The following is a 22,826-nucleotide window of genomic DNA, read 5'->3' as shown; positions in this document are numbered from 1 at the left end:
CTGTCCTGCCTGTACAACTGCTCCCTGCTCGTGTTGCAACGACAACGCACGGGGATGCTTCAAAGTCTCGCCTACCCTAGTGGCGGCGGTCTGAATGCAACATGAATCTCAGGCGCCGCGGCGGCAAGTGCGAATGCCCAGCAAGCTGTACAGCGGACAGGTGCCGGAAATGGCAATGGCGATGATCGGCACACCGATCAGCCCCCACCAGGTTTGCGGCCCGAAGAAAATGAGAATGATGAAGACCAGGCCGACCAGTACACGCACCAGCTGGTCCAGAATGCCGATATTCTTGTCCATCAGATATACCTCGCTTGTCAGGGGTCAGGAACGGGATGCCATGCGTCGGGCACGCTGTGCCAGCAACAGGTAACGCAGATTGTAGGCCAGTCCGATCGCCAGTACCGGCGGCAGGGTCAACAGAAACAGCCAGCCTAAAAGGGCACTGCCCAGCCACTGACCGGCCCAGAGGCAGGCCACGCACAGCAGTGCCAATGGAATCCCGATTTTCGTCAAACGCGTGAGCCAAAGGTCCGAGCGGATATTGTTATTATTCATCAGCAACTCCTTATATGAGCCCCCGAGCATAAAACGGCACCGCCGGGGTTTCAAGCGCTGCCCAGCACCTGCGCGGGCGTCACCTGAGGCAGGTCAAACGCCTCGGCAACCCCGGCACAGGTCACACGCCTGGAATGGATATTGAGCCCGGCAGCAAAACCCGGCACATCCTGCAAGGCATGGCGCCAGCCATACGCGGCCAGCTGCTCGACATAAGGCAGAGTGGCATTGGTCAGCGCCAGGGTAGCGGTACGCGCCACCGCCCCCGGCATATTGGCCACGCAATAATGCACCACACCCTCTTCCTCGAACACCGGGTCATCATGGGTGGTGGGATGACTGGTTTCGAAACAGCCGCCCTGATCGATGGCCACGTCCACCAGCACGGCCCCCGGCTGCATGCTGGCCAGCATCCCACGCGTCACCAGCTTGGGCGCCGCCGCGCCCGGCAGCAGTACGGCGCCGATGACCAGATCCGCCTGAGCCAGCTGCTGCTCGATGTTTTCCGTGGTTGAGTACAGCGTGGTCAGCGCGCCGTTGAAGCGTTCGTCCAGCTGCCGCAGGCGCGGCAGCGACTTGTCCAGCAGGACCACCCGTGCGCCCATTCCCAGCGCCACCCGCACCGCGTTCTCACCCACTACACCGCCCCCGATTACCAGCACCCGCGCCGGGCTGACACCGGGGACACCGCCCAACAACACACCGCGGCCGCCCTGAGCCTTTTCCAGACAGTGGGCACCGGCCTGTACCGCCATGCGCCCGGCCACCTCGCTCATCGGCGCCAGCAACGGCAACCCGCCATGGGCATCGGTGACGGTTTCATAGCCGATGGCAGTGCAGCCACTGGCCAGCAAGGCATCGGTCAGGGCCCGGTCGGCGGCCAGATGCAAATAGGTGAACAGCACCTGATCGGCACTGAGCCAGCCACATTCATTGGGCTGGGGTTCTTTTACCTTGACGATCAGATCAGCCCAGGAGAACACCGAGCGCGGATCATCCACCAGCACCGCACCGGCCTGTTCATAGGCCTGATCGCCGAAACCGGCAGCGACTCCTGCCCCCTGTTCCACCTGCACCTGATGGCCCTGCTCCACCAGCTCGCGCACGCCCATGGGGGTCATGCCGACCCGATACTCACGGTTCTTGATCTCTCGCGGCACGCCTATACGCATCTGCCTGCTCCTTCATCGGGATTTCAGGCTCAGTGTAGTCGAAAAACACGACGGCTCCCGGCGCCTCGGCGCGGGCATTTTATCTGATATACTCGGGCATATTTGATCACCCGAATTCCAAGGGGAGCCCCATGCCAGAGTATCGTTCCAAGACCTCTACCGCCGGCCGCAACATGGCAGGTGCCCGCGCCCTCTGGCGCGCCACCGGCATGAAGGACGAGGATTTCCACAAGCCGATCATCGCCGTTGCCAACTCCTTTACCCAGTTCGTGCCTGGCCATGTCCACCTCAAGGACATGGGGCAGCTGGTGGCCCGTGAAATCGAAGCCGCGGGTGGCGTGGCCAAGGAATTCAACACCATCGCCGTGGATGACGGAATCGCCATGGGCCACGATGGCATGCTTTACTCGCTGCCGAGCCGCGACATCATCGCCGACTCTGTCGAATACATGGTCAATGCCCACTGCGCCGATGCGCTGGTGTGCATCTCCAACTGCGACAAAATCACCCCGGGGATGCTGATGGCGGCCATGCGCCTGAACATTCCGGTGATCTTCGTCTCCGGCGGCCCGATGGAGGCCGGCAAGACCAAGCTGTCTGAGCACAAGCTGGACCTGGTGGACGCCATGGTACTGGCTGCCGACCCCAATGCTTCCGACGAGGAAGTGGCCGAAGTCGAGCGTTCCGCCTGCCCCACCTGCGGCTCCTGCTCCGGCATGTTTACCGCCAACTCGATGAACTGCCTGACCGAAGCGCTGGGTCTGTCCCTGCCGGGCAACGGCACCATGCTGGCCACCCACGCCGACCGTGAAGCCCTGTTCAAGCGTGCCGGTCACACCATCGTCGAGCTGGCCAAGAAGTATTACGAAGGCAACGACGAACGCATCCTGCCCCGCGCGGTCGGCCTCAAGGCGTTCGAAAACGCCATGACCCTGGATATCGCCATGGGCGGCTCTACCAACACCATCCTGCACCTGCTGGCGATCGCCCAAGAAGCGGAGATCGACTTCACCATGAAGGATATCGACCGCCTCTCCCGCGTGGTGCCCCAGCTGTGCAAGGTAGCGCCGAACACCCAGAAGTACCACATTGAAGACGTCCACCGCGCCGGTGGCATCATGGGCATCCTCGGTGAGCTGGACCGTGCCGGCAAGCTGCACACCGACGTCCCCACCGTGCATACCGCGACCATGAAAGAAGCGCTGGATCAGTGGGATATCATGCGCAACCCGACACCGGAAGTGATCGAGTTCTACAAGGCGGGCCCTGCCGGTATCCCGACCCAGCAGGCGTTCAGCCAGGCGACCCGCTGGCCGACCCTGGACGGTGACCGCGAACAGGGCTGCATCCGTTCCCTCGACAACGCCTTCTCGCTGGAAGGCGGCCTGGCGGTGCTCTACGGCAATATCGCCCTGGATGGCTGTGTGGTGAAATCCGCCGGTGTCGACGAGTCGATCCTGGTGTTCGAGGGCACCGCCAACGTGATGGAATCCCAGGACGAAGCGGTCAGCAAGATCCTCAACGACGAGGTGAAAGCCGGTGACGTGGTCATCATCCGCTACGAAGGCCCCAAAGGCGGCCCGGGCATGCAGGAGATGCTGTACCCGACCTCCTACCTGAAATCCAAGGGCCTGGGCAAGGACTGCGCCCTGCTCACCGACGGTCGTTTCTCCGGCGGCACCTCAGGCCTGTCCATCGGTCACGCCTCGCCGGAAGCCGCTGCCGGCGGTGCCATCGGTCTGGTGAAGAACGGCGATCGTATCCTGATCGATATCCCTAACCGCACCATCAACGTGCTGGTGTCCGACGAGGAACTGGCCATGCGCCGCGCCGAACAGGACAAGCTGGGCTGGAAACCAGCCGAGGAGCGCCCGCGCAAGGTATCGGCCGCACTCAAGGCCTACGCCAAGCTGGCGACCTCCGCCGACAAGGGCGCCGTACGCGACCTGTCCCAGCTGGACTGAACCTCGGCAGGCCCCGCCTCCGGGGCCCTTCGGGGCAGTGTCGCCATGGCGCTGCCCTTCCATCCTTTCTGATCCAAATCTGTCCCCTGTCAGTATCAGTCCCACGCCCAGTGGCCGAGGCCGGTGTTTGTCCTGCCTGCGGCTGTCTATACTGAACCGACACATGTCGCCAACAGGATCAGGACTGCACATGGAACGCCTAACCCGTACCCCTCGGCTGGACAACCCGGATACCGACGCCCTGCGTGGCGAGATTCTCGACTATTTTCACACCACCTTCGACCGTTACGAGCAACTGTTCGAAGTGCTGACCTGTGACGAAGCCTATCTCGTCAAACCGATCAGCTTACGCCACCCGCTGATCTTCTACTACGGCCACACCGCTACCTTCTTTATCAACAAGCTGCTGCTGGCCGGACTGGTTGGGGAGCGCATCAACCCGCATTTCGAGTCGATCTTTGCCGTCGGCGTGGACGAGATGAGCTGGGACGATCTCAATGACGACCACTATGACTGGCCCGCCCCCGCCGAGGTCAAGGCCTATCGCGACCAGGTGCGTCAGACGCTGGACCGCATCATCCGTGAAGCTCCGCTGACCTCGCCCATCGACTGGGAACACCCCTGGTGGACCATCCTGATGGGTATCGAACACGAGCGCATCCACCTGGAAACCTCCTCGGTGCTGATCCGCCAGCATGATCTCAAATATGTACAGCCACACCCGGCCTGGCCCCCTTGCCGCGACTCCGGCCCGGCACCGGCCAACCAGCTGATCGACATCCCTGCCGGTTCTGTCACCCTGGGCAAGGCACGGAACGATGCTTTCTACGGCTGGGACAACGAGTACGGCCAGCGCGAGGTCGAGCTGGACGCCTTCCAGGCGGCGCAGATGCTGGTGTCCAACCAGGAGTTTCTGGCCTTTGTCGAAGCCGTCGGCTACCGCGACGCCCAGTGGTGGAGCGAAGAGGGCTGGAACTGGCGCCAGTTTGCCGCCGCCGAGCATCCGACCTTCTGGGTACGCGGTGATGACGATTGGCAGCTGCGGCTGATGTGCGAGCAGGTGTACATGCCCTGGGACTGGCCGGTGGAAGTGAACTGTCACGAAGCCGAGGCCTTCTGCCGCTGGAAAGCGGCCCAGACCGGCGAACCGATTCGCCTGCCCAGCGAAGACGAATGGTATCGCCTGTACGATCTGTCCCGGGTCGGCGAACCGGCACCGGGCGCGGCGGTGAATGCCAACCTGCATCTGGACCACTTTGCCTCCTCCTGCCCGGTCTACCGCTTTGCCCAGGGGGATTTCTATGATGTTAGCGGCAACGTCTGGCAGTGGACACAGACCCCGATCCATCCGTTCGAAGGCTTCGAAGTGCATCCCTATTATGACGACTTCACCACCCCGACCTTCGATGACCAGCACAACCTGATCAAGGGAGGCAGCTGGATCAGCTGCGGCAACGAAAGCCTGCGCAGCGCGCGCTACGCCTTCCGCCGCCACTTTTTCCAGCATGCCGGTTTCCGTTACGTGGCAGGCGAGCCGCCCAAGGCCGTGCCCGACTCCCGTTACGAAAGCGACGAACTGGCCTCCCAGTACGCCGAATTCCACTACGGTGACGAGCACTTTGGCGTCGCCAACTTCCCGCAGGCGCTGGCTCGCCTGGCCATTGATGTGGCGGGAGCGCGCAACGGCAAGGCACTGGATCTGGGCTGCGCCACCGGCCGTGCCAGCTTCGAGCTGGCGCGCCACTTCGATGCCGTGGATGGCGTCGATTTCTCCGCCCGCCTGATTAATCTGGGCGTGCAGCTACAGCAGCAGGGCCGCCTGCGTTATACCCTGGCGGACGAAGGGGAACTGGTCAGCTATTACGAACGCGATCTGGCGTCACTGGAACTGGCGGACGTGGCCAATAAGGTGCACTTCAGCCAGGGCGATGCCTGCAACCTCAAGCCGATCCTGACCGGCTACGACCTGATTCTGGCCGCCAACCTGATCGACCGCCTGTACAGCCCGCGCAAGTTCCTGTCCCAGGTATACAGCCGTCTCAACCCCGGCGGCGTGCTGGTCCTGGCCTCGCCCTACACCTGGCTGGAAGAACATACCCCGAAAGAGGAGTGGCTGGGCGGCTTCAAGCGTGACGGCGAGAATGTCACCACCCTGGACGGTCTGCATGACGTGCTGGACGAGCACTTTGAACTGATTGGTGGCCCGGAAGCGGTGCCCTTTGTCATCCGCGAAACCCGCCGCAAGTTCCAGCACACCCTGTCGGAAGTGACCTGCTGGCGGTTGAAGGGGTGATACCGGTGCAGAATCAACAGAGCAGGTGACGCCACGTGTATGCGACTGTCTGCCGCCAGGGACGGCGGCAGCCAAGCGGTCAGGGATGACGAACAGCGTGTCGCATGCATGTGACGTCACCTGCTCCCCACCCATCGCATCCCCCCCTTTGCACAGCTGCACGGCAATACATTGATTGATTTCCCCCTGCCGGCCGAAAAATGCTCCTGCATTTTCGGCATTCCCGCCATCCATGGCGGTCGATGGCGGCAGCTGAGCCCCCCATGGATGGGTTTACGGCGTGTCAATAAAGCTTGGGCAACCGGCCGAATACAAACAGGCTCACCAACAGCCTACCGGTGGTCAGAGAAAGGCTTGCTCGCTAGAATCGAAGCACGCATTCCACAGGACGTTCCTCCATGCTGCATCGGATCTGGCTCGGTTTTTTCCTGATCGCCTTTGTCGCCGCGCTCTGGCAGTGGCTGGGGATGGGCGACTCCGGTGTGTTCCAGCGCATGGTGGAAAGCACCTTTGCCATGTCCAAGCTCACCGTGGAGCTGGCCATCGGCCTGATCGGCACCCTCGCCTTCTGGCTGGGGATGATGAAACTGGCCGAGGCCTCGGGGCTGGTCGATACCCTGGCCCGTGCTCTGGGGCCTGTATTCACCCGGTTGATGCCGGAGGTACCGCCGCGCCATCCGGCGATCGGCTCCATGACCCTGAACCTGTCCGCCAACCTGCTCGGCCTCGACAACGCCGCCACGCCTTTGGGGCTCAAGGCGATGCAGGATTTGCAGACGCTGAACCCGGACAAGCACACCGCCAGCAACGCCCAGATCCTGTTTCTGGTGCTCAACACTTCCTCGGTGACCCTGTTCCCGATCACCGTGTTCCTCTACCGCGCCCAGCAGGGCTCCAGCGACCCCACGGCGGTGTTTATCCCCATCCTCATCGCGACCAGTTGTTCCACTCTGGTGGGCCTGCTGGTGACCTGCTGGGTGCAGCGCATCAACCTGCTGCAGCGCACCCTGCTGCTCTGGTTCGGCGGCGGCATCAGCCTGCTGCTGGCGTTCATCGGTTACTTCGCCACCCTCGGCGTGGATGAGCTCCAGCGTCAGTCCGCACTGGTCGGCAACCTGGCCCTGTTCAGCGCCATCATCCTGTTTCTGCTGCTGGCCCAGCGCAAGGGCGTCAACGTTTACGACACCTTCATCGAAGGTGCCAAACAGGGCTTCGAGACCGCGATTATGATTATCCCTTACCTGCTGGCGATGCTGGTGGCGATCGGCGTACTGCGCGAAAGCGGCGCGCTGGAGGCCTTTATCTTGCTGCTGAGTGAGGCAATCGGGCTGTTCGGGCTGGATACCCGCTTTGCCGATGCCCTGCCCACGGCGCTGATGAAGCCGCTGTCCGGCTCCGGCGCCCGGGCGATGATGCTGGAGACCATGAGTACCCATGGCGTCGATTCCTTCGCCGCCCAAGTGGCCTCGATCATTCAGGGCTCCACCGAAACCACCTTTTATGTGCTGGCGGTGTACTTCGGCGCGGTGGGCATCCGCCACAGTCGGCATGCACTCTGGTGCGGCCTCAGCGCTGACCTGGCCGGTATCATTGCCGCCATCACCTGTGGTTACTGGTTTTTCGGCTGAGCTTACCTAAACTGGAGTTGATCTGGGCCTGTAGACCAAAGTGGCTCCACCAGAAACAACTGTGTAGAATTCGCGCTTTCCTAAAAACCTCCTTCAACTTTCGCCTGGGAGAGATTCATGACCGGCAAGTGGATAACCTTCCTGCTGGCAGTGCTGAGTGCGGCCGGCATCTGGTTCCTGGCACCGCTGGAGCCCGAGCTGCGCACCGGCCTCGCTATTCTGGCGGTGGTCGCCATCCTGTGGATGACGGAAACCTTCAACATCACCGTGACCGCCCTGCTGGTGCCGGTGCTCACCGTGCTGGCGGGCGTTTTTTCAGTCGCCGATGCTCTGAAGAGCTTTGCGCACCCGATCATTTTCCTGTTCTTGGGGGGCTTTGGTCTGGCCGCGGCACTCAACGCCCAGGAACTGGACAAGTACATCGCCAGCCACGTGATCAGACTGGCACGCGGCCATCTGGGCAGTGCCTCCATACTGCTGTTCTTGACGGCCGCTGGCCTGTCCATGTGGATCTCCAATACCGCCACCACAGCCATGATGCTGCCACTGGCATTGGGCCTGCTGCGCCAGCTGCCCTACGAGGGCAACCAGCGCACCTACTGGTTCGTGTTGCTGGGTGTGGCCTACTCGGCCAACATCGGTGGTATCGGCACCCTGGTGGGTTCGCCGCCCAACGCCATTGCCGCCGGTGCCGTTGGTCTGAGCTTCTCCGACTGGCTCAAGTTCGGCATCCCGACCGTGGTACTGTCTCTGCCGCTGATGATCGTCGTACTGTACTTCATGTGCCGCCCAGACCTGAGCCACAAGTTCCGTGAAGTGCACCGTCACGAGGCCCTGAACAGCAAGCAGTGGATGACGCTGGGTGTCTTTGCCCTGACCGTGGGCATGTGGCTGTTCAGCAAGCCACTGGCACAGCTGCTGGGCGTGGCCAAGGGACTGGACTCCATCATCGCCATGAACGCCATTCTACTGCTGTGCATGTTGCAGCTAGTGACCTGGAAACAAATCGAGAAGTCAGCTGACTGGGGCGTGCTGTTGCTGTTCGGTGGTGGTCTAACCCTGTCTGCCGTACTCAAGGCGACCGGCGCCAGCCTGTTCCTGGCCGAAGGCATCAGCGGCATGATGGCCGGTGCCTCGGCGCCCTTGTTCCTGCTGGTGGTCGCGGCCTTCGTGGTCATGCTGACGGAAATTGCCAGTAACACCGCCAGTAGCGCCCTGCTGGTACCCATTTTCGTGGGCATTGCCGAAAGCATGGGCCTGCCTAAGGAAGTGATGGCAGCGGTGATTGCCATTGCCGCATCCTGTGCCTTCATGCTGCCGGTGGCGACGCCACCGAACGCCATTGTCTACGGCTCCGGCTACCTGCCGCAGCGCGAGATGATGCGGGCCGGCGTAGTGCTCAACATCATGATGACCGCCGTAATCGCCGGCGGTGCCTGGGTCATGCTCTGATGCCCGGCGAACCGGTCCGAACGGACCGGTTCAGGCGCTGACCGGCAGGGCACGTATGCGTCCCTGCTGGTCGATCGCCACCTGCACACACTCCGCACGCGTCACCTTGCGCCACTCCAGCCCATCCGGGCAACGCCCCCAGACTTCCACCTGAATCCGCAGTGAACTGTGACCCCGCTCCAGCACGCGGGTATAAAAGCTCAGCAGCGTACCGGCCAACACCGGCGACATGAACCCCATCCGGCCCACTGACACCGTCGCCACACGCCCGCGCGCCTCCTGACCGGCACGGATCTCGCTGGCCAGCACCAGCTGTGAGGCCACCCAGCCACCATAGACATCGCCAAACATGTTCACGGCATCCGGCCCGGCCGGCAGCTGCAGGCTGAGCATCCCTTCAGGGCTCAGCGGTTGATCGTCGTGTATTGTCATTATTCTATTCCCGTTACATGAAAGGAGCCGTTCAGGCCCGTTGTCGCCAGCCCTGCCCATGATACTAAGGTTGTACACGATGATCAGCCCCGGGCACGTCTGGCGCCGGCCACCGCCAGTGTCATCTTACCGTCACAAAGCCTGCTTATAGTGCCCCCATATCGAATCAATAACCCGTTTCCGTACCAGGAGCCGACAATGAAACCGATGAAAAAGCTGTTCGCAGCGGTCGCCATGACTGCCACCTGCTTCACCGCACACGCCAGTGATCTCCTCGACCCGAACCTGCCGGTCTATGAAAAGGCCTCTGGCGTTTCCGGCAACCTGTCCAGTGTCGGCTCCGACACCCTGGCCAACCTGATGACCCTGTGGGCGGAAGAGTTCAAGCGCAGCTACCCGAACGTCAACATCCAGATCCAGGCCGCCGGTTCTTCCACTGCGCCGCCCGCCCTGACCGAAGGCACCTCCAACATCGGCCCGATGAGCCGCAAGATGAAGGACAAGGAAATCGAAGCCTTCGAGAAGAAATTCGGTTACAAGCCGACGCCGGTAGCCGTGGCCATCGACGCTCTGGCCGTTTTCGCCCACAAGGACAACCCGATCCAGGGCATGAGCATCGACCAGGTTGACGCCGTGTTCTCTTCCACCCGCAAGTGCGGCGCCGCTGAAGACGCCAGCAAGTGGAGCGATCTGGGCATTGGCGGATCATTGGCCGACCAGAGCATCCAGCTGTTCGGCCGCAACTCCGTATCCGGCACTTACGGCTACTTCAAGAAGGTTGCCCTGTGTAAAGGCGACTTCAAGAACAGCGTCAACGAACAGCCGGGCTCTGCTTCCGTGGTTCAGTCTGTCTCCACGTCCGTGAACGCCCTGGGCTACTCCGGCATCGGCTACAAGACAGCCTCTGTTCGTGCGCTGCCGCTGTCCAAGTCCGGTACCGACTATGTCGAGCCGACCCCGGAAAACGCGGTCATGGGCAAGTACCCGCTGGCACGTTCCCTGTACGTGTACATCAACAAGAAGCCGGGCCAGGACCTGCAGCCGCTGGAGCGTGAGTTCCTGAAGCTGGTGCTGTCCAAGGTGGGTCAGGAAGTGGTCGTGAAGGACGGCTACATCCCGCTGCCGGCCAAGGTTGTTGAAAAGCAAATGAAGGATCTGGGCCTGTAATCACCCGCACGATCCTAACGAAGGGGAGCCAGGATGGCTCCCCTTTTTGCTTTTGTTACAGATGTAACAAAACAGTCATGTCTTTGACTTATTGTAGCGGCCATATCAAGTTCGACACATCTCGGGATCCTCAGCCATGAGTATTGAGCAAACCAACACGGTACCGGAGCTGGACTTCAACACTCCAGCCCAGCGTCGCCTGCGCAAGGCGCGCATGATGAAGGACAAGATGGCCGCCGGCGGCATTGCCATCGGCGGCATCAGCGTCATCATCGCCGTCGTGATGATCTTCTTCTACCTGCTGTATGAAGTTGCCCCTCTGTTCCGCTCCGCCAGCATCGAGCCCTGGGGTGGCCAACAGGAGGTCAGCTATGCCGTACCGGGTCAGGGCAGGACGCTCTATCTGGCCGTTGAGGAACAGGCCGAAATCGGCTTCCGCGCCACCCACAGCGGCGAGATGATCTTCTTTGACACCACCAGTGGCCGCGTGCTGCAGCGCGAACAGCTGGCCCTGCCGAAAGGCGTCGACATCAGCAGCTTCGCGCTGGTATCCGAAGCCAGCCAGACCTTCGCCTTCGGTCTCAGTGACGGCAGCGTCAAGGTGGTCAAGCACAACTACAAGGCTACCTACCCCAACGGTCAGCGCGTGCTCAACCCCGAGCTAGTCTACCCGCTGGGTGAAGCGCCGCTGGCCGTGGCCGCCGGCCCGGTCGAGCACCTGACACTCAATCGTGACAGCGACCAGTGGACCCTGATCGCGCTCAGCGGCGATCAGCTGTCCGAGCTGACCCTGTCCATGCGCGAGAACTTCCTCACTGGGGAAACCGAGATCGACACCAGCCGCCGCGACCTGCCGAGCTTCGGCATCAAGCCGCAGAAGATGCTGATGACGCCGGACCAGCGCTGGCTGCTGGCCAGCGTGCCCCAGGGCAAGGTTGCGGTCATGTCGCTGGGCAACACGCCGGAAGTGACCCAGCTGGTCGAGGCCAGCAAGGACCGCATTACCAGCTTCGAACTGCTGCTGGGCGGCAGCTCCGTGATCATCGGTGATGCCCGTGGCCAGCTGTCACAGTGGTTCTTCGTGCGTGATGAAACCAATCAGTTCCAGCTCACCCACATCCGCGATTTCGAGCACGGCAGCAGCGCCATTACCAACCTGACCACCGAACAGCGCCGCAAGGGCATCGTGACCCTGGCCGCCGACGGCACCCTGAACCTGTACAGCAGCACCGCCAACCGTCAGGCCCTGAGCGAGCCGCTGTTCAGCGGTGCCGCCGATGCCATCGCCCTGGCACCCCGCGCCAACGCACTGCTGGTGCAGCATGGCGATCGCCTGAGCTTCTGGCATGTCGACAACGAACACCCGGAAATTTCCTGGAGCGCCTATTGGGAAAAGGTTTGGTATGAAGGCTATGAAGAGCCCGAGTACATCTGGCAGTCGTCCGCCTCCAACAACGACTTCGAACCCAAGTACAGCCTGATGCCGCTGGCCTTCGGCACCCTGAAGGCGGCCTTCTATGCCATGCTGCTGGCAACCCCGCTGGCGATCGCCGGTGCCATCTACACCGCCTACTTCATGGTGCCGAGCATGCGCCGCAAGGTGAAGCCGTTCATCGAGCTGATGGAGGCCCTGCCCACCGTAATTCTGGGCTTCCTTGCCGGTCTCTGGCTGGCGCCCTTCATGGAAGCCAATCTGGCGGGGATCTTTACCTGTCTGCTGGTAATCCCGCTCGCCATCGTGCTATTCGGCTTCACCTGGAACAACATGCCCAACAAGATCCGCTTCCTGATTCCGGAAGGCTGGGATGCGGCGCTGCTGATTCCGGTGGTGATGCTGGCCACCTGGATCGGCCTGGGTCTGGCCGGCCCGATCGAGGACGCCCTGTTCGGCGGCCACTTGCCGACCTGGCTGAGCAATGAAGCGGGCATTCCCTACGACCAGCGCAACGCCCTGGTGGTGGGTATCGCCATGGGCTTTGCCGTGATCCCGACCATTTTCTCGATCACCGAGGACGCCATCTTCGCGGTGCCCAAGCACCTGAGTTACGGCTCTCTGGCTCTGGGCGCCACCGCCTGGCAAACGCTAACCCGCGTCATCCTGCCCACCGCCAGCCCGGGCATCTTCTCGGCGCTGATGATCGGCATGGGCCGCGCCGTGGGTGAAACCATGATCGTGCTGATGGCCACCGGCAACACGCCGATCATGGACATCAACATCTTCGAGGGCATGCGTACCCTGGCCGCCAACATCGCCGTGGAGATGCCGGAATCCGAGGTCGGCAGTACCCACTACCGCACCCTGTTCCTGGCCGCTTTCGTGCTGTTCCTGTTCACCTTTGTGGTGAACACCCTGGCCGAGACCATCCGCCAGCACCTGCGCAAGAAATACGGATCCCTGTGATCGGTGAGAGTGAGGATTAGATAGATGCGTTATTCAGTAAACGAATGGACCAAATCCGGCTCCCCCTGGGTCTGGCTCAATGCCGGTGCCGTAGCCATCTGCGTGATCATGGTGGTCGGTCTGCTGGGCCTGATTGCCGTGCGCGGCCTGGCCCATTTCTGGCCTGCCGACGTGATGCAGGCCACCTATACCCAGGGCGAGCAGAGCCGCCGCATCCTGGGCGAGATGGTGCAGGATGAGATGGTGCCCGCCGAGCAGCTGCGCGGCGCCGGCATCCAGGTGCCGGAAGGCGTGGAAGCCCTGCGCCGCGACCTGCTCAAGGTCGGCAACCGCGACTTTCTGCCCGCCGACTTCGTCTGGGCCATGGACAACATGATCACCGAACGCTCCCACCCGGAGATGGTCATGGTGGCCGAACGTCTGGAATGGGGCAATTTCTACGGCTATCTGCGCGAAATCCGCGAAGCGGGCGAGACCCTGGCCCGCCATGACGGCTATGCCAAGTCCGAGGAATACCTGAACGTCTGGGCCGAATTCCAGACCCGTCTGGAGCGGGTGTTGGAGATTCGCGACCAGATTCTGGAGATCGAGAAGGACAAGATCGGCAGCATCAACTACGAGATCGAGCGCCTGCGTCTGCAGGAGCGCTCGCTGGAACTGGAACAGTCCACCGATGCCCAGGCCTACGCCGACATCGAGGCGCGCCGTGCCGAACTGAATGCTGACTATGAAGTCCTGCAGCAGGACCTGATTGACCTCTACAGCCAGATCAACCGTGACAGTTTCACCGCCGAGATTGCCGACGGCCGCGAAGTCGAGATTCGCCTGTCCAAGGTGGTCCGTGCCTTCCTGCCCAACAACATGGGTACCGGCGACAAGCTGATGCACTACGGTGCCAAGCTGTGGGAGTTCCTCTCCGATGAGCCGCGCGAAGCCAACACCGAGGGCGGCATCTTCCCGGCGATCTTCGGCACCGTGATGATGGTGATCCTGATGTCCGTGCTGGTGACCCCGTTCGGCGTGATCGCTGCGGTCTACCTGCGTGAATACGCCAAGCAGGGCTTCGTCACCCGCCTGATCCGCATTGCGGTGAACAATCTGGCCGGCGTGCCGTCCATTGTATACGGCGTGTTTGGCCTGGGCTTCTTCGTCTACTTCCTGGGCGGTACCATTGATGACCTGTTCTTCCCGGAAGCCAAGCCGTCGCCGACCTTCGGCACCGGCGGCCTGATGTGGGCCTCCATTACCCTGGCGCTGCTGACCGTGCCGGTGGTGATCGTGGCCACCGAGGAAGGCCTGGCCCGTATTCCGCGCTCGGTGCGTGAAGGCTCCCTGGCCCTGGGGGCCACCAAGTTCGAAACCCTGATCAAGGTGGTCCTGCCGATGGCCAGCCCGGCGATGATGACCGGCGTCATTCTGGCGATCGCCCGCGCCGCCGGTGAAGTGGCTCCGCTGATGCTGGTGGGTGTGGTGAAACTGGCGCCGAGCCTGCCGCTGGACGGCAACTATCCGTTCCTGCACCTGGACCAGAAGTTCATGCACCTGGGCTTCCACATCTATGATGTGGGCTTCCAGAGCCCGAACGTGGAAGCGGCCCGCCCGCTGGTGTATGCCACAGCATTCCTGCTGGTGGTAGTGATCGCCCTGCTGAACTTCTCGGCCATCGCGATCCGCAACCACCTGCGCGAAAAGTACAAAGCGCTCGAGATGTAATCGCCGCAACTGACTGATTAAATTTGAAGGTTTACCGATATGACCAGTGAAGCCAAAACCCACGCCATCGATATTGCCTCCATGCAGCGCGGCGACAGCAACCTCAACCTGGCTGACGAGCAGATTACCCTGCAGGTCCAGGACCTGCGCCTGAGCTACGGTGACAAGGAAGCGCTGCACGGCATCAACATGGATATCCCCAAGAACCGCGTCACCGCGTTCATCGGCCCGTCCGGCTGCGGCAAGTCCACCCTGCTGCGCTGCTTCAACCGCATGAACGATCTGGTCGACAACTGCAGCATCTCTGGCCAGCTGCTGCTGGACGGGGACAACATCTATGATCGCACCGTCAACGTGGCCGATCTGCGCCGCCGCGTCGGCATGGTGTTCCAGAAGCCGAACCCCTTCCCCAAGTCGATCTATGAGAACGTTGCCTACGGCCTGCGTATTCAGGGCATCAACAAGAAGCGCGTCATCGACGAAACCGTCGAGTGGGCGCTGCGCTCCGCCGCGCTCTGGGATGAAGTGAAAGACCGTCTGCACGAAAGCGCGCTGGGCATGTCCGGCGGTCAGCAGCAGCGTCTGGTCATCGCCCGCACCGTGGCGGTCAAGCCGGAAGTGCTGCTGCTGGACGAACCTGCTTCGGCGCTGGACCCGATCTCCACCCTGAAGATCGAGGAGCTGATCCACGAACTCAAGAACGATTTCACCATCGTCATCGTGACCCACAACATGCAACAGGCGGCGCGTGTGTCCGACTACACCGCGTTCATGTACATGGGCGACCTGATCGAGTTCGGTGCCACCGATGCGCTGTTCACCAAACCGGAAAAGAAACAGACTGAAGACTACATCACCGGCCGTTACGGCTAATGTGGCCCGTATCAGCAACGGAGAAGATCATGGAACTCGAAAACGCGAATTACTCGACCCATATTTCCCAGCAATTCAACGAAGAGCTGGAAAAAATCCGCACCCAGATGCTGACCATGGGCGGCATTGTCGAACGTCAGGTCAGCGACGCCGTCGAGGCGCTGCTCACCGGTGACGTCGAACTGGCGGAGCAGTCACGCCGCATCGATCAGCAGACCAATGCCATGGAGCTGATGATCGACGAGCAGTGCACCACCACCATCGCCCGTCGCCAGCCGGCAGCCAGCGACCTGCGCCTGATCGTGTCAATCAGCCGGGCGGTGTCCGATCTGGAACGCATCGGCGATGAAGCCACCCGCATCTGCAAGATGGCGATCGAACTGGCCGACAGCGGTGCCAACCAACGTGGCTTCCAGGAAGTGCGCCATATCGGCAACCTGGTGCGTGACATGGTCAAGGATATCCTCACCGCGTTTGCCCGCAACGATCTGGAGATGGCCTACCGCGTCGCCAAGCAGGACAAGAACGTGGACCAGGAATACCGCACCGCCATGCGCTCGCTGGTCACCTACATGATGGAAGATGCCCGCGCCATCTCCAACGTGCTCAATGTGATCTGGGTGCTGCGCAGCCTGGAACGCATCGGCGACCACGCCCGCAACCTGTCCGAGCACTTGATCTACCAGGTCAGCGGCACCGACGTGCGTCACCAGAGCCTGAAGCAGCTCAAGCGCACCGTGCAGGAAGAGTCCGAAGGTAGCCTGCAGGACGAGGACAGCGACGACTGAGCAACAGATGCGTACAACAAAAGGCCAGCGACTGACAGGCAGTGGTGCCGTGCATGTGCGACTCGCTATACGTCATCCATGACCGCTCGACTGCCGCCACTGGCCGCCATGGATGGCGGAAATACCGAACATACAGGAGCTATTTTCGGCCTGGCGGCAGACGGTTGCACATACCCATCACCACGCCCCCTCCACAACAGAGTGCCAACTCGTTTCAGCGGCTGGGCCAATTCATTATTTCGATATACATGACTGCGAAGACAGATGTACCCCCGTACTCGCCATAGGGGTAATGGGGTTGAGTCTGGCTGACCGTCTGCGGCCAGGGAAGGCCGCAGCCGAGCCCCAAGGATGGTTTATGGCGTGTCCGCCAGATTTAACCCCATTACCCACGCAGACCATTACCTTCGGTTCACCCACAGGCAGCCAGCGCCGTAAAATGCTACACTCAGCCGCTTTCGAACTGCCGGAAATTCGTACGTGTCAGCCCGCACCGCCCTGCTTGCTCCACTCACGCCCAAACACTGGACCCTGGCCGAGGGTAGCCATGCCGCGCCGCATCACTGGCGGCCCTGGCTGCAGGATCGCGGCTCATTGACGCAGCGCCTGACCCGCGCCGCCGGCGGCGAATTTGCCGTGCGCGTGCTGGCCCAGCGCTGGGACACCCCCACCGCCGACGAGGCCCGCGCACTGGGGATGCCGCCGCGCCAGCTGGCCCTGATCCGCGAGGTGGAACTGCTGGGCCGTAACGGCACCCCCTGGGTCTATGCCCGCTCGGTGCTGCCCGCCGCCACTCTCACCGGCCGCGAACGTCGTCTCACATTGCTCGGTAACCGCTCGCTCGGCTCGCTGATGTTCAGCGACCCCAGCCTGACACGCAGCCCGCTGATGGCCTGCTGCCTGCGTGATGAGGACCGCCAGCACTACTGGGCCCGACGTTCGGTGTTCCGCCTGCACGGCAAGCCGCTGCTGGTATGCGAGGTTTTTCTCCCCGAGATGGAGCACGTACAATACCCGCTCTGAATCAGCAAGCAGGAGCTTCGAGTTGCAGACCCCAGCCGCACGTCCCCTGAAAGACCGCCTGTTGGCCTACATCCACCTGATGCGGGCCGACAAGCCGATCGGTACCTACCTGTTGCTCTGGCCGACCCTGTGGGCGCTGTGGATCGCCGCCGAGGGTGTGCCGTCACTGCCGCTGCTGCTGATTTTCTGTCTGGGCGTGTTCCTGACCCGCTCCGCCGGCTGCGTCATCAACGACTACGCCGACCGTCATATCGACGGCCACGTCAAGCGCACCTACCAGCGCCCGCTGCCCTCGGGGCGGGTCACCGAACGCGAGGCACTGGGGCTCTTTGTCGGCTTGATGCTGGCAGCGTTCCTGCTGGTACTGCTGACCAATACGATGACTGTCCTGATGTCATTCGGCGGCCTGGCCCTGGCGTTTGTCTACCCGTTCATGAAGCGCTATACCCACCTGCCGCAGCTGGTGCTGGGTGCAGCCTTCGGCTGGGCCATCCCCATGGCCTTTACCGCCATTCAAGAACAGGTCCCGCTCACGGCCTGGCTGCTGTACGCTGCCAAGCTGCTGTGGACCGTGGCCTACGATACTCAATATGCCATGGTGGACCGCGACGATGACCTGAAGATCGGGGTCAAGTCCACCGCTGTGCTGTTCGGCCGGCATGACAAACGGATCGTGGGCCTGCTGCAGCTGGCCGCCCTGATCGTGCTGGCATGGGTCGGCATGCTGGAACAACTGGGGCACTGGTACTATCTGGGCCTGGCCGCGGCGTTAGGCTATTTTGCCTACCAGCAGTGGCTGATCCGCCACCGTGAACGCATGCCCTGCTTCCAGGCCTTTCTCAACAATCACTATGCCGAACTGGCCGTACTGGTGGGCATCGTACTGGACTATGCCAGCCGATAAGCCACGGAAAGTATTGGTCTTTTTGAGCAAATATCGGTTCTGCTGCATCTGTGTCATATTAGTGTAACGGAAACGTCTTGTAATAAAGGCTTCCGATAACACCTGTAGATGAGGCAGAAAACGATGTCTGCATCCAAACGCGTGCTGATCGTCGACGACGAAGCACCGATCCGCGAGATGATCGCCGTTGCGCTGGAAATGGCCGGCTACGAATGCAGCGAAGCCGACAACGCCCAGGACGCGCATGCCCAGATCGTGGACAACAAGCCCGATATGGTACTGCTGGACTGGATGATGCCCGGCACCAGCGGGATCGAGTTTGCCCGTCGCCTGCGCAAGGACGAAGTCACCGCCGATATTCCGATCATCATGCTGACCGCGAAAACAGACGAGGACAACAAGATCAAGGGACTGGAAACGGGTGTGGATGACTACATCACCAAGCCGTTTTCGCCGCGCGAGCTGGTGGCACGCCTCAAGGCCGTGTTGCGCCGTACCACGCCCAAGGGTGTCGAGGAGCCAGTGACCGTGGATGGCCTGACGCTGGATCCGGTGTCCCATCGGGTGACGGCCGACAGCCAACCGCTGGAGTTGGGACCGACCGAGTTTCGCCTGCTGCAGTTTTTCATGACCCACCCTGACCGCGCCTACTCCCGCAGCCAGCTGCTGGACATGGTCTGGGGCGGCAACGTCTATGTCGAAGAGCGCACCGTGGATGTACACATCCGTCGTCTGCGCAAGGCACTGGGCGAACGCCATGACTACTTGGTGCAAACCGTGCGCGGTACCGGCTACCGCTTCTCGGCACAGGTGGCCTGAATCCGCCGGCCCCACCGGCATGATCGCCTTCAGGATGGAGTTCCGCGATGCATGTAACACGTCACGCCCTGCTGATCAGTCTGCTGCTGCTGGCCACCGCCGGTCTGATAGCCGGTGCTCTGTTCGGCCACGCCATGGTTGGCCTGAGTGCCGGCCTGCTGATCTGGGGCGTGCAGCAGATCCGCAGCTTCAACCGCCTCAGCGACTGGCTGCACCGTGAAGACGGATCAGAGCCGCCCGAAGCCGGGGGTGCCTGGGGCGACCTGTTTGATGAATTGGCCAGGCTGCAGAAGCGCAGCCGCGCCCGTGAGCAGCACCTGCGTGGCATCATCTCCCGCTTCCAGCAGTCCTCGGCGGCGCTCAGCGATGCCATCGTGATCATCGACAGCCATCACAACCTGGAGTGGTGGAACCGTTCAGCCGACCGCCTGCTGGGGCTCAAGGCCACCTCCGACCGCGGCAAACCGCTGATGAACCTGCTGCGTGATCCACGTTTCGTGCGCTACTTCCGCAAGGGGCATTACCAGGAACCGTTAGAATTGCCCTCACCGGTCAACAGCGATCTGCAGCTGCAATACCAGATCACCAAGTTCGGCGAGGGCGACCGCCTGCTGGTAGCACGCGATATCACCCGACTGCTGCGTCTGGAACAGACCCGCCAGGACTTCGTGGCCAATGCGTCCCACGAACTGCGCACCCCGCTGACCGTGATCCGGGGCTACCTTGAAACGTTTCTCGATCAGGAGCTGCCGCGCCCCCTGCAGCGCGGCCTGGGGCAGATGCAGCAACAGGCTCGACGCATGGAGAGCCTGGTCACCGATCTGCTGCTGCTGTCACGGCTGGAAGCCAGTCAGCACATCAGCGACGAGCATCCGATCCTGATTCATTCCCTGATTCGCCAGATTCATGAAGACGGCGAGGCCCTGGCCACTGGCCGTGGCCATCACTTCGTGCTGGAACTGGATTCCGAATATGACCTGCTGGGACAGGAAAACGAACTGCGCAGCGCCTTTTCCAACCTGGTGTTCAACGCCGTGCGCTATACCCCGGACAACGGCACCATCACACTGCGCTGGCAGGTGGACAGCCAGGGTGGGCATTTTTCTGTCAGCGATGACGGCATCGGCATCGAACCCATGCACCTGCCGCGCCTGACCGAGCGTTTCTACCGCATCGATGAGAGCCGCTCATCCGCCAGCGGCGGCACCGGCCTGGGCTTGGCCATCGTCAAGCACGTGCTGATGCGCCACGGCGCGCACCTGAGCATCGACAGCACACCAGGCGAAGGCAGCACCTTTACCTGCCACTTCACGCCCGACATGGTAGTGCCGGTCAGGGAGACGGACGCGGGCTGATATCACGTACCTCACCGGCATACTCTTCAACCCAGAAAATGGTGGCGCCCACGACTGCCGCCGGCATGAGAATCAGGTTGACCACCGGTATCAGCATGCCCAGCTGTACCAGTCCGCCAAAGCCGATCGAGGTCACCCGTCGCGTCTTCATCAACTGACGCATCTGACCGAAGCTCACCTTGTTGTTGTCCATCGGATAATCGCAGTACTGGATCGACATCATCCAGGCACCGAACAGGAACCAGAGCAGCGGCGCCACCAGATTGACCACCGGAATGAAGGTAATGGCAAACACCAACAGCAGGCGCGGCAGATAATAGGCCAGCTTGTGCAATTCACGCGCCAGGGAACGCGGAATCATGGCCAGCAACTCGCCCCAGCCCTCGTCCGTCACCGGTTCGCCCCGCAGTTGTGTCTCCACTTTCTCCGACAGAAAGCCGTTGAACGGCGCTGCAATCAGGTTGGCCACGATGGAGAAGCCGTAATACACCAGCACCAGCACCAGCAGGGCGAAAACGGGCCAAAATGCCCAGTACAGAAAATCGGCCCACTGCGGCAGAAACCCGAGCCAGTAGTCGACCCAGACCGAGAACTGCTCGATCAAGAACCAGATTGCGCCGATAAACAGCAGCACATTGACAATCAGCGGCACCAGCACAAAGCGACGCAGGCCGGGTTGGGGCAGCATGGCAGCGCCGCGCAGCAGATAGCCGGCGCCACGAACGGGATTGGCTCGCATGGACTCTCCTTGCAACAAAGTTTGCCAGATCAGTGAAGATCACTTTACTCTTGTGGATAATAACGACTGCGAACGGCCAGCCATGGCCGTGAAATCGGGGAGATTAACATGAAAGCAATGCGCATCCATGACTTTGGCGGCCCGGAAAACCTGCAACAGGACGAGGTGGATATCCCTCAGCCCGGCCCCGGCGAAGTACTGCTCCGCATGCGTGCTGCCGGTGTCAACCCGATCGACTGGAAGACCTGTTCCGGTGGCGGCGCCAGCGGCTTCATCGAGGCCCTGCCCTTCTGTCCCGGCTGGGAGTGTGCCGGCACGGTGGAGGCGCTGGGAGAAGGCGTCGACACGCTGCGCAGCGGTGACGAGGTGATGGGGTTCGTGCGCTTCCCACACCCTGCCGGCTGCTACGCCGAGCACCTGGTGGCGCCGGCCGACCAGCTCTGTCTACGCCCGGCCGCTCTGGACCCGGTCACGGCAGCAGGTCTGGGGCTGGCAGGTCTGACCGCTTGGCAGGCGCTGTTCGAGGTCGGCCAGCTCAAGGCCGGCCAGTCGGTGCTGGTGCTGGCGGCCGCCGGGGGCGTGGGACACCTGGCGGCTCAGCTGGCCAAGTGGAAGGGCGCCCATGTTATCGGCACGGCATCATCCGGCAACAAGTGCTTCCTGCAGAGCCTGGGCTGCGACGATGTCATCGACTATGGTCGACAGCAGGTGGAAAACCTGATTCATGATGCCGACCTGATCATTGACGGGGTGGGTGGCGACACGGCCATCCGTGCGCTGGATTGTCTCAATCCGCACGGCCTGATGGTCACGCTGCCGTCCGTGACCGCCGCCGAGGTGGTGGCGGCCGGAGAGGCACGCGGACTCAGGGTCAAGGGCATACGGGCCCGGCCTGACGCGGCCCAATTGCATGATCTGTCAATGCTGGCGTCCAGCGGCAAGGTCATGCTCAACGTGGCCGATACCCTGCCGCTCTCGGAGGCCGCCAAGGCCCATCAGCTGAGCAGCCAGGGCCACATCCGTGGCAAGCTGGTACTGACAGCCTAGCGGTCTGCCTCAGCGCCAGCCGCGGCCGCATCAGCCCCCTCGGGACGGCTGCAGAACAGCTGCTGCTGACGCATCAGCAAACGGCAGCCTTCCCCCCGAATGTTGCGGTCCCAGCAAGCGTGCTTGGCCCAGGTCTTGTCATCTTCCGTGGGCTCTTCGCGAAACGCTGGTACGTCCTCGCAAAAACCATCGGCCGGCGCCGCCACGGCCAAACAGGCATTGAGAAAACGGCCATAGTTGACCGTGCACTCAAAGCCGGTACAGCCATCGAAGTCGGTTAATGCCCGATCCAGGCAGGCGGCCTGGTCGGCCGACTGCCCCAGCCGTGTGCCCAGCCCACGCCAGTGTGCCGTCTGCTCGGCCCGTTCAGCATTGAACTCGGCCAGCCATTGCGCCTTGGCCGTCAGCCACCAGGCCGGCTGCACTTGCCACAAAAAGAGCATCAGCAGTGCTGGAATCAGCACCAGTGCCAGAATGATTTTTTTCAGCATGCGTGTT

At 62.0% G+C, this 22,826-nt stretch carries 20 protein-coding genes; 14 read left to right on the top strand and 6 right to left on the bottom strand.

Features of this window, described 5'->3' with window-relative positions; all coding sequences use genetic code 11:
• Window positions 1–108: 108 nt before the first annotated feature.
• The 3 genes from KTN04_RS07855 to ald are packed head-to-tail and all read right to left on the bottom strand — an operon-like array spanning window position 109 to window position 1,730.
• Window positions 109–300: a YgaP family membrane protein gene (locus KTN04_RS07855; RefSeq protein WP_217334673.1), complete on the bottom strand. Its 192-nt coding sequence runs from the start codon at window positions 298–300 to the stop codon at window positions 109–111.
• 24 nt (window positions 301–324) lie between these two features.
• Window positions 325–558 (bottom strand): hypothetical protein, encoded by a 234-nt coding sequence (locus KTN04_RS07850; protein WP_217334672.1) that lies wholly within the window; start codon window positions 556–558, stop codon window positions 325–327.
• A gap of 50 nt (window positions 559–608) precedes the next feature.
• Window positions 609–1,730 carry an alanine dehydrogenase gene (gene ald, locus KTN04_RS07845; RefSeq protein WP_217334671.1) on the bottom strand — a complete coding sequence of 374 codons (1,122 nt, stop codon included), beginning with the start codon at window positions 1,728–1,730 and terminating at the stop codon, window positions 609–611.
• Window positions 1,731–1,861: 131 nt separating this feature from the next.
• Between ald and ilvD the strand changes: the two genes are divergently transcribed.
• The 4 genes from ilvD to KTN04_RS07825 all read left to right on the top strand — a co-directional run bounded on the left by ilvD (window position 1,862) and on the right by KTN04_RS07825 (window position 9,067).
• Window positions 1,862–3,694 (top strand): dihydroxy-acid dehydratase, encoded by a 1,833-nt coding sequence (gene ilvD, locus KTN04_RS07840; RefSeq protein ID WP_217334670.1) that lies wholly within the window; start codon window positions 1,862–1,864, stop codon window positions 3,692–3,694.
• A 190-nt stretch (window positions 3,695–3,884) separates the two neighbouring features.
• Window positions 3,885–5,987, top strand: coding sequence for a 5-histidylcysteine sulfoxide synthase (ovoA, locus tag KTN04_RS07835; RefSeq protein ID WP_254262446.1), 2,103 nt, complete (start codon window positions 3,885–3,887; stop codon window positions 5,985–5,987).
• Between the two features lie 398 nt (window positions 5,988–6,385).
• Window positions 6,386–7,615, top strand: a complete 1,230-nt coding sequence (locus KTN04_RS07830) for a nucleoside recognition domain-containing protein (protein WP_217334668.1) — start codon at window positions 6,386–6,388, stop codon at window positions 7,613–7,615.
• Between the two features lie 117 nt (window positions 7,616–7,732).
• Window positions 7,733–9,067, top strand: coding sequence for a DASS family sodium-coupled anion symporter (locus tag KTN04_RS07825; protein WP_217334667.1), 1,335 nt, complete (start codon window positions 7,733–7,735; stop codon window positions 9,065–9,067).
• A gap of 30 nt (window positions 9,068–9,097) precedes the next feature.
• Here KTN04_RS07825 and KTN04_RS07820 read toward each other — a convergent pair whose 3' ends face one another.
• On the bottom strand, window positions 9,098–9,499 hold the full coding sequence (locus tag KTN04_RS07820; RefSeq protein ID WP_217334666.1) for an acyl-CoA thioesterase: 402 nt from the start codon (window positions 9,497–9,499) through the stop codon (window positions 9,098–9,100).
• A gap of 198 nt (window positions 9,500–9,697) precedes the next feature.
• Between KTN04_RS07820 and KTN04_RS07815 the strand changes: the two genes are divergently transcribed.
• The 9 genes from KTN04_RS07815 (at window position 9,698) to phoR (ending at window position 20,542) form a co-directional block, all read left to right on the top strand.
• Window positions 9,698–10,666 (top strand): PstS family phosphate ABC transporter substrate-binding protein, encoded by a 969-nt coding sequence (locus KTN04_RS07815; protein ID WP_217334665.1) that lies wholly within the window; start codon window positions 9,698–9,700, stop codon window positions 10,664–10,666.
• Window positions 10,667–10,802: 136 nt separating this feature from the next.
• Window positions 10,803–13,067 carry an ABC transporter permease subunit gene (locus KTN04_RS07810; protein ID WP_217334664.1) on the top strand — a complete coding sequence of 755 codons (2,265 nt, stop codon included), beginning with the start codon at window positions 10,803–10,805 and terminating at the stop codon, window positions 13,065–13,067.
• Window positions 13,068–13,091: 24 nt separating this feature from the next.
• Window positions 13,092–14,780 (top strand): phosphate ABC transporter permease PstA, encoded by a 1,689-nt coding sequence (pstA, locus tag KTN04_RS07805; protein ID WP_217334663.1) that lies wholly within the window; start codon window positions 13,092–13,094, stop codon window positions 14,778–14,780.
• Window positions 14,781–14,819: 39 nt separating this feature from the next.
• A complete protein-coding gene (pstB, locus tag KTN04_RS07800; RefSeq protein ID WP_217334662.1) occupies window positions 14,820–15,653 on the top strand; it encodes a phosphate ABC transporter ATP-binding protein PstB in 834 nt (277 codons plus the stop codon).
• Window positions 15,654–15,682: 29 nt separating this feature from the next.
• Window positions 15,683–16,441 carry a phosphate signaling complex protein PhoU gene (gene phoU / locus KTN04_RS07795; RefSeq protein WP_217334661.1) on the top strand — a complete coding sequence of 253 codons (759 nt, stop codon included), beginning with the start codon at window positions 15,683–15,685 and terminating at the stop codon, window positions 16,439–16,441.
• Window positions 16,442–16,921: 480 nt separating this feature from the next.
• Window positions 16,922–17,464 carry a chorismate--pyruvate lyase family protein gene (locus KTN04_RS07790; RefSeq protein ID WP_217334660.1) on the top strand — a complete coding sequence of 181 codons (543 nt, stop codon included), beginning with the start codon at window positions 16,922–16,924 and terminating at the stop codon, window positions 17,462–17,464.
• Window positions 17,465–17,486: 22 nt separating this feature from the next.
• Window positions 17,487–18,368 carry a 4-hydroxybenzoate octaprenyltransferase gene (gene ubiA, locus KTN04_RS07785; protein ID WP_256449075.1) on the top strand — a complete coding sequence of 294 codons (882 nt, stop codon included), beginning with the start codon at window positions 17,487–17,489 and terminating at the stop codon, window positions 18,366–18,368.
• 123 nt (window positions 18,369–18,491) lie between these two features.
• A complete protein-coding gene (gene phoB / locus KTN04_RS07780; RefSeq protein ID WP_217334658.1) occupies window positions 18,492–19,187 on the top strand; it encodes a phosphate regulon transcriptional regulator PhoB in 696 nt (231 codons plus the stop codon).
• Between the two features lie 47 nt (window positions 19,188–19,234).
• Window positions 19,235–20,542: a phosphate regulon sensor histidine kinase PhoR gene (gene phoR, locus KTN04_RS07775; RefSeq protein ID WP_217334657.1), complete on the top strand. Its 1,308-nt coding sequence runs from the start codon at window positions 19,235–19,237 to the stop codon at window positions 20,540–20,542.
• Here the strand turns inward: phoR and cysZ are convergent.
• Window positions 20,520–21,281, bottom strand: a complete 762-nt coding sequence (cysZ, locus tag KTN04_RS07770) for a sulfate transporter CysZ (protein WP_217334656.1) — start codon at window positions 21,279–21,281, stop codon at window positions 20,520–20,522. The two genes, phoR and cysZ, sit on opposite strands and share 23 nt — an antisense overlap.
• A 108-nt stretch (window positions 21,282–21,389) precedes the next feature.
• Here cysZ and KTN04_RS07765 point away from each other — a divergent pair, with 108 nt between their 5' ends.
• Window positions 21,390–22,328 carry an NADP-dependent oxidoreductase gene (locus tag KTN04_RS07765; RefSeq protein ID WP_217334655.1) on the top strand — a complete coding sequence of 313 codons (939 nt, stop codon included), beginning with the start codon at window positions 21,390–21,392 and terminating at the stop codon, window positions 22,326–22,328.
• Here the strand turns inward: KTN04_RS07765 and KTN04_RS07760 are convergent.
• Window positions 22,325–22,819 (bottom strand): hypothetical protein, encoded by a 495-nt coding sequence (locus tag KTN04_RS07760; RefSeq protein ID WP_217334654.1) that lies wholly within the window; start codon window positions 22,817–22,819, stop codon window positions 22,325–22,327. The genes KTN04_RS07765 and KTN04_RS07760 overlap by 4 nt on opposite strands.
• Between the last annotated feature and the right edge of the window lie 7 nt (window positions 22,820–22,826).

The organism is Marinobacterium weihaiense, assembly GCF_019061305.1.
Taxonomy (GTDB): Bacteria; Pseudomonadota; Gammaproteobacteria; order Pseudomonadales; family Balneatricaceae; genus Marinobacterium; species Marinobacterium weihaiense.
The sequence above is the reverse complement of the archived record's forward strand: the minus strand, read 5'-3'. Positions and strand labels throughout refer to the sequence as shown.

Bases quoted from the DNA above. Each gene is read 5' to 3' on its own strand.
- KTN04_RS07855 (WP_217334673.1), bottom strand. From the start codon at position 300: ATGGACAAGAATATCGGCATTCTGGACCAGCTGGTGCGTGTACTGGTC.
- KTN04_RS07850 (WP_217334672.1), bottom strand. From the start codon at position 558: ATGAATAATAACAATATCCGCTCGGACCTTTGGCTCACGCGTTTGACG.
- ald (WP_217334671.1), bottom strand. From the start codon at position 1,730: ATGCGTATAGGCGTGCCGCGAGAGATCAAGAACCGTGAGTATCGGGTC.
- ilvD (WP_217334670.1), top strand. From the start codon at position 1,862: ATGCCAGAGTATCGTTCCAAGACCTCTACCGCCGGCCGCAACATGGCA.
- ovoA (WP_254262446.1), top strand. From the start codon at position 3,885: ATGGAACGCCTAACCCGTACCCCTCGGCTGGACAACCCGGATACCGAC.
- KTN04_RS07830 (WP_217334668.1), top strand. From the start codon at position 6,386: ATGCTGCATCGGATCTGGCTCGGTTTTTTCCTGATCGCCTTTGTCGCC.
- KTN04_RS07825 (WP_217334667.1), top strand. From the start codon at position 7,733: ATGACCGGCAAGTGGATAACCTTCCTGCTGGCAGTGCTGAGTGCGGCC.
- KTN04_RS07820 (WP_217334666.1), bottom strand. From the start codon at position 9,499: ATGACAATACACGACGATCAACCGCTGAGCCCTGAAGGGATGCTCAGC.
- KTN04_RS07815 (WP_217334665.1), top strand. From the start codon at position 9,698: ATGAAACCGATGAAAAAGCTGTTCGCAGCGGTCGCCATGACTGCCACC.
- KTN04_RS07810 (WP_217334664.1), top strand. From the start codon at position 10,803: ATGAGTATTGAGCAAACCAACACGGTACCGGAGCTGGACTTCAACACT.
- pstA (WP_217334663.1), top strand. From the start codon at position 13,092: ATGCGTTATTCAGTAAACGAATGGACCAAATCCGGCTCCCCCTGGGTC.
- pstB (WP_217334662.1), top strand. From the start codon at position 14,820: ATGACCAGTGAAGCCAAAACCCACGCCATCGATATTGCCTCCATGCAG.
- phoU (WP_217334661.1), top strand. From the start codon at position 15,683: ATGGAACTCGAAAACGCGAATTACTCGACCCATATTTCCCAGCAATTC.
- phoB (WP_217334658.1), top strand. From the start codon at position 18,492: ATGTCTGCATCCAAACGCGTGCTGATCGTCGACGACGAAGCACCGATC.
- phoR (WP_217334657.1), top strand. From the start codon at position 19,235: ATGCATGTAACACGTCACGCCCTGCTGATCAGTCTGCTGCTGCTGGCC.
- cysZ (WP_217334656.1), bottom strand. From the start codon at position 21,281: ATGCGAGCCAATCCCGTTCGTGGCGCCGGCTATCTGCTGCGCGGCGCT.
- KTN04_RS07765 (WP_217334655.1), top strand. From the start codon at position 21,390: ATGAAAGCAATGCGCATCCATGACTTTGGCGGCCCGGAAAACCTGCAA.
- KTN04_RS07760 (WP_217334654.1), bottom strand. From the start codon at position 22,819: ATGCTGAAAAAAATCATTCTGGCACTGGTGCTGATTCCAGCACTGCTG.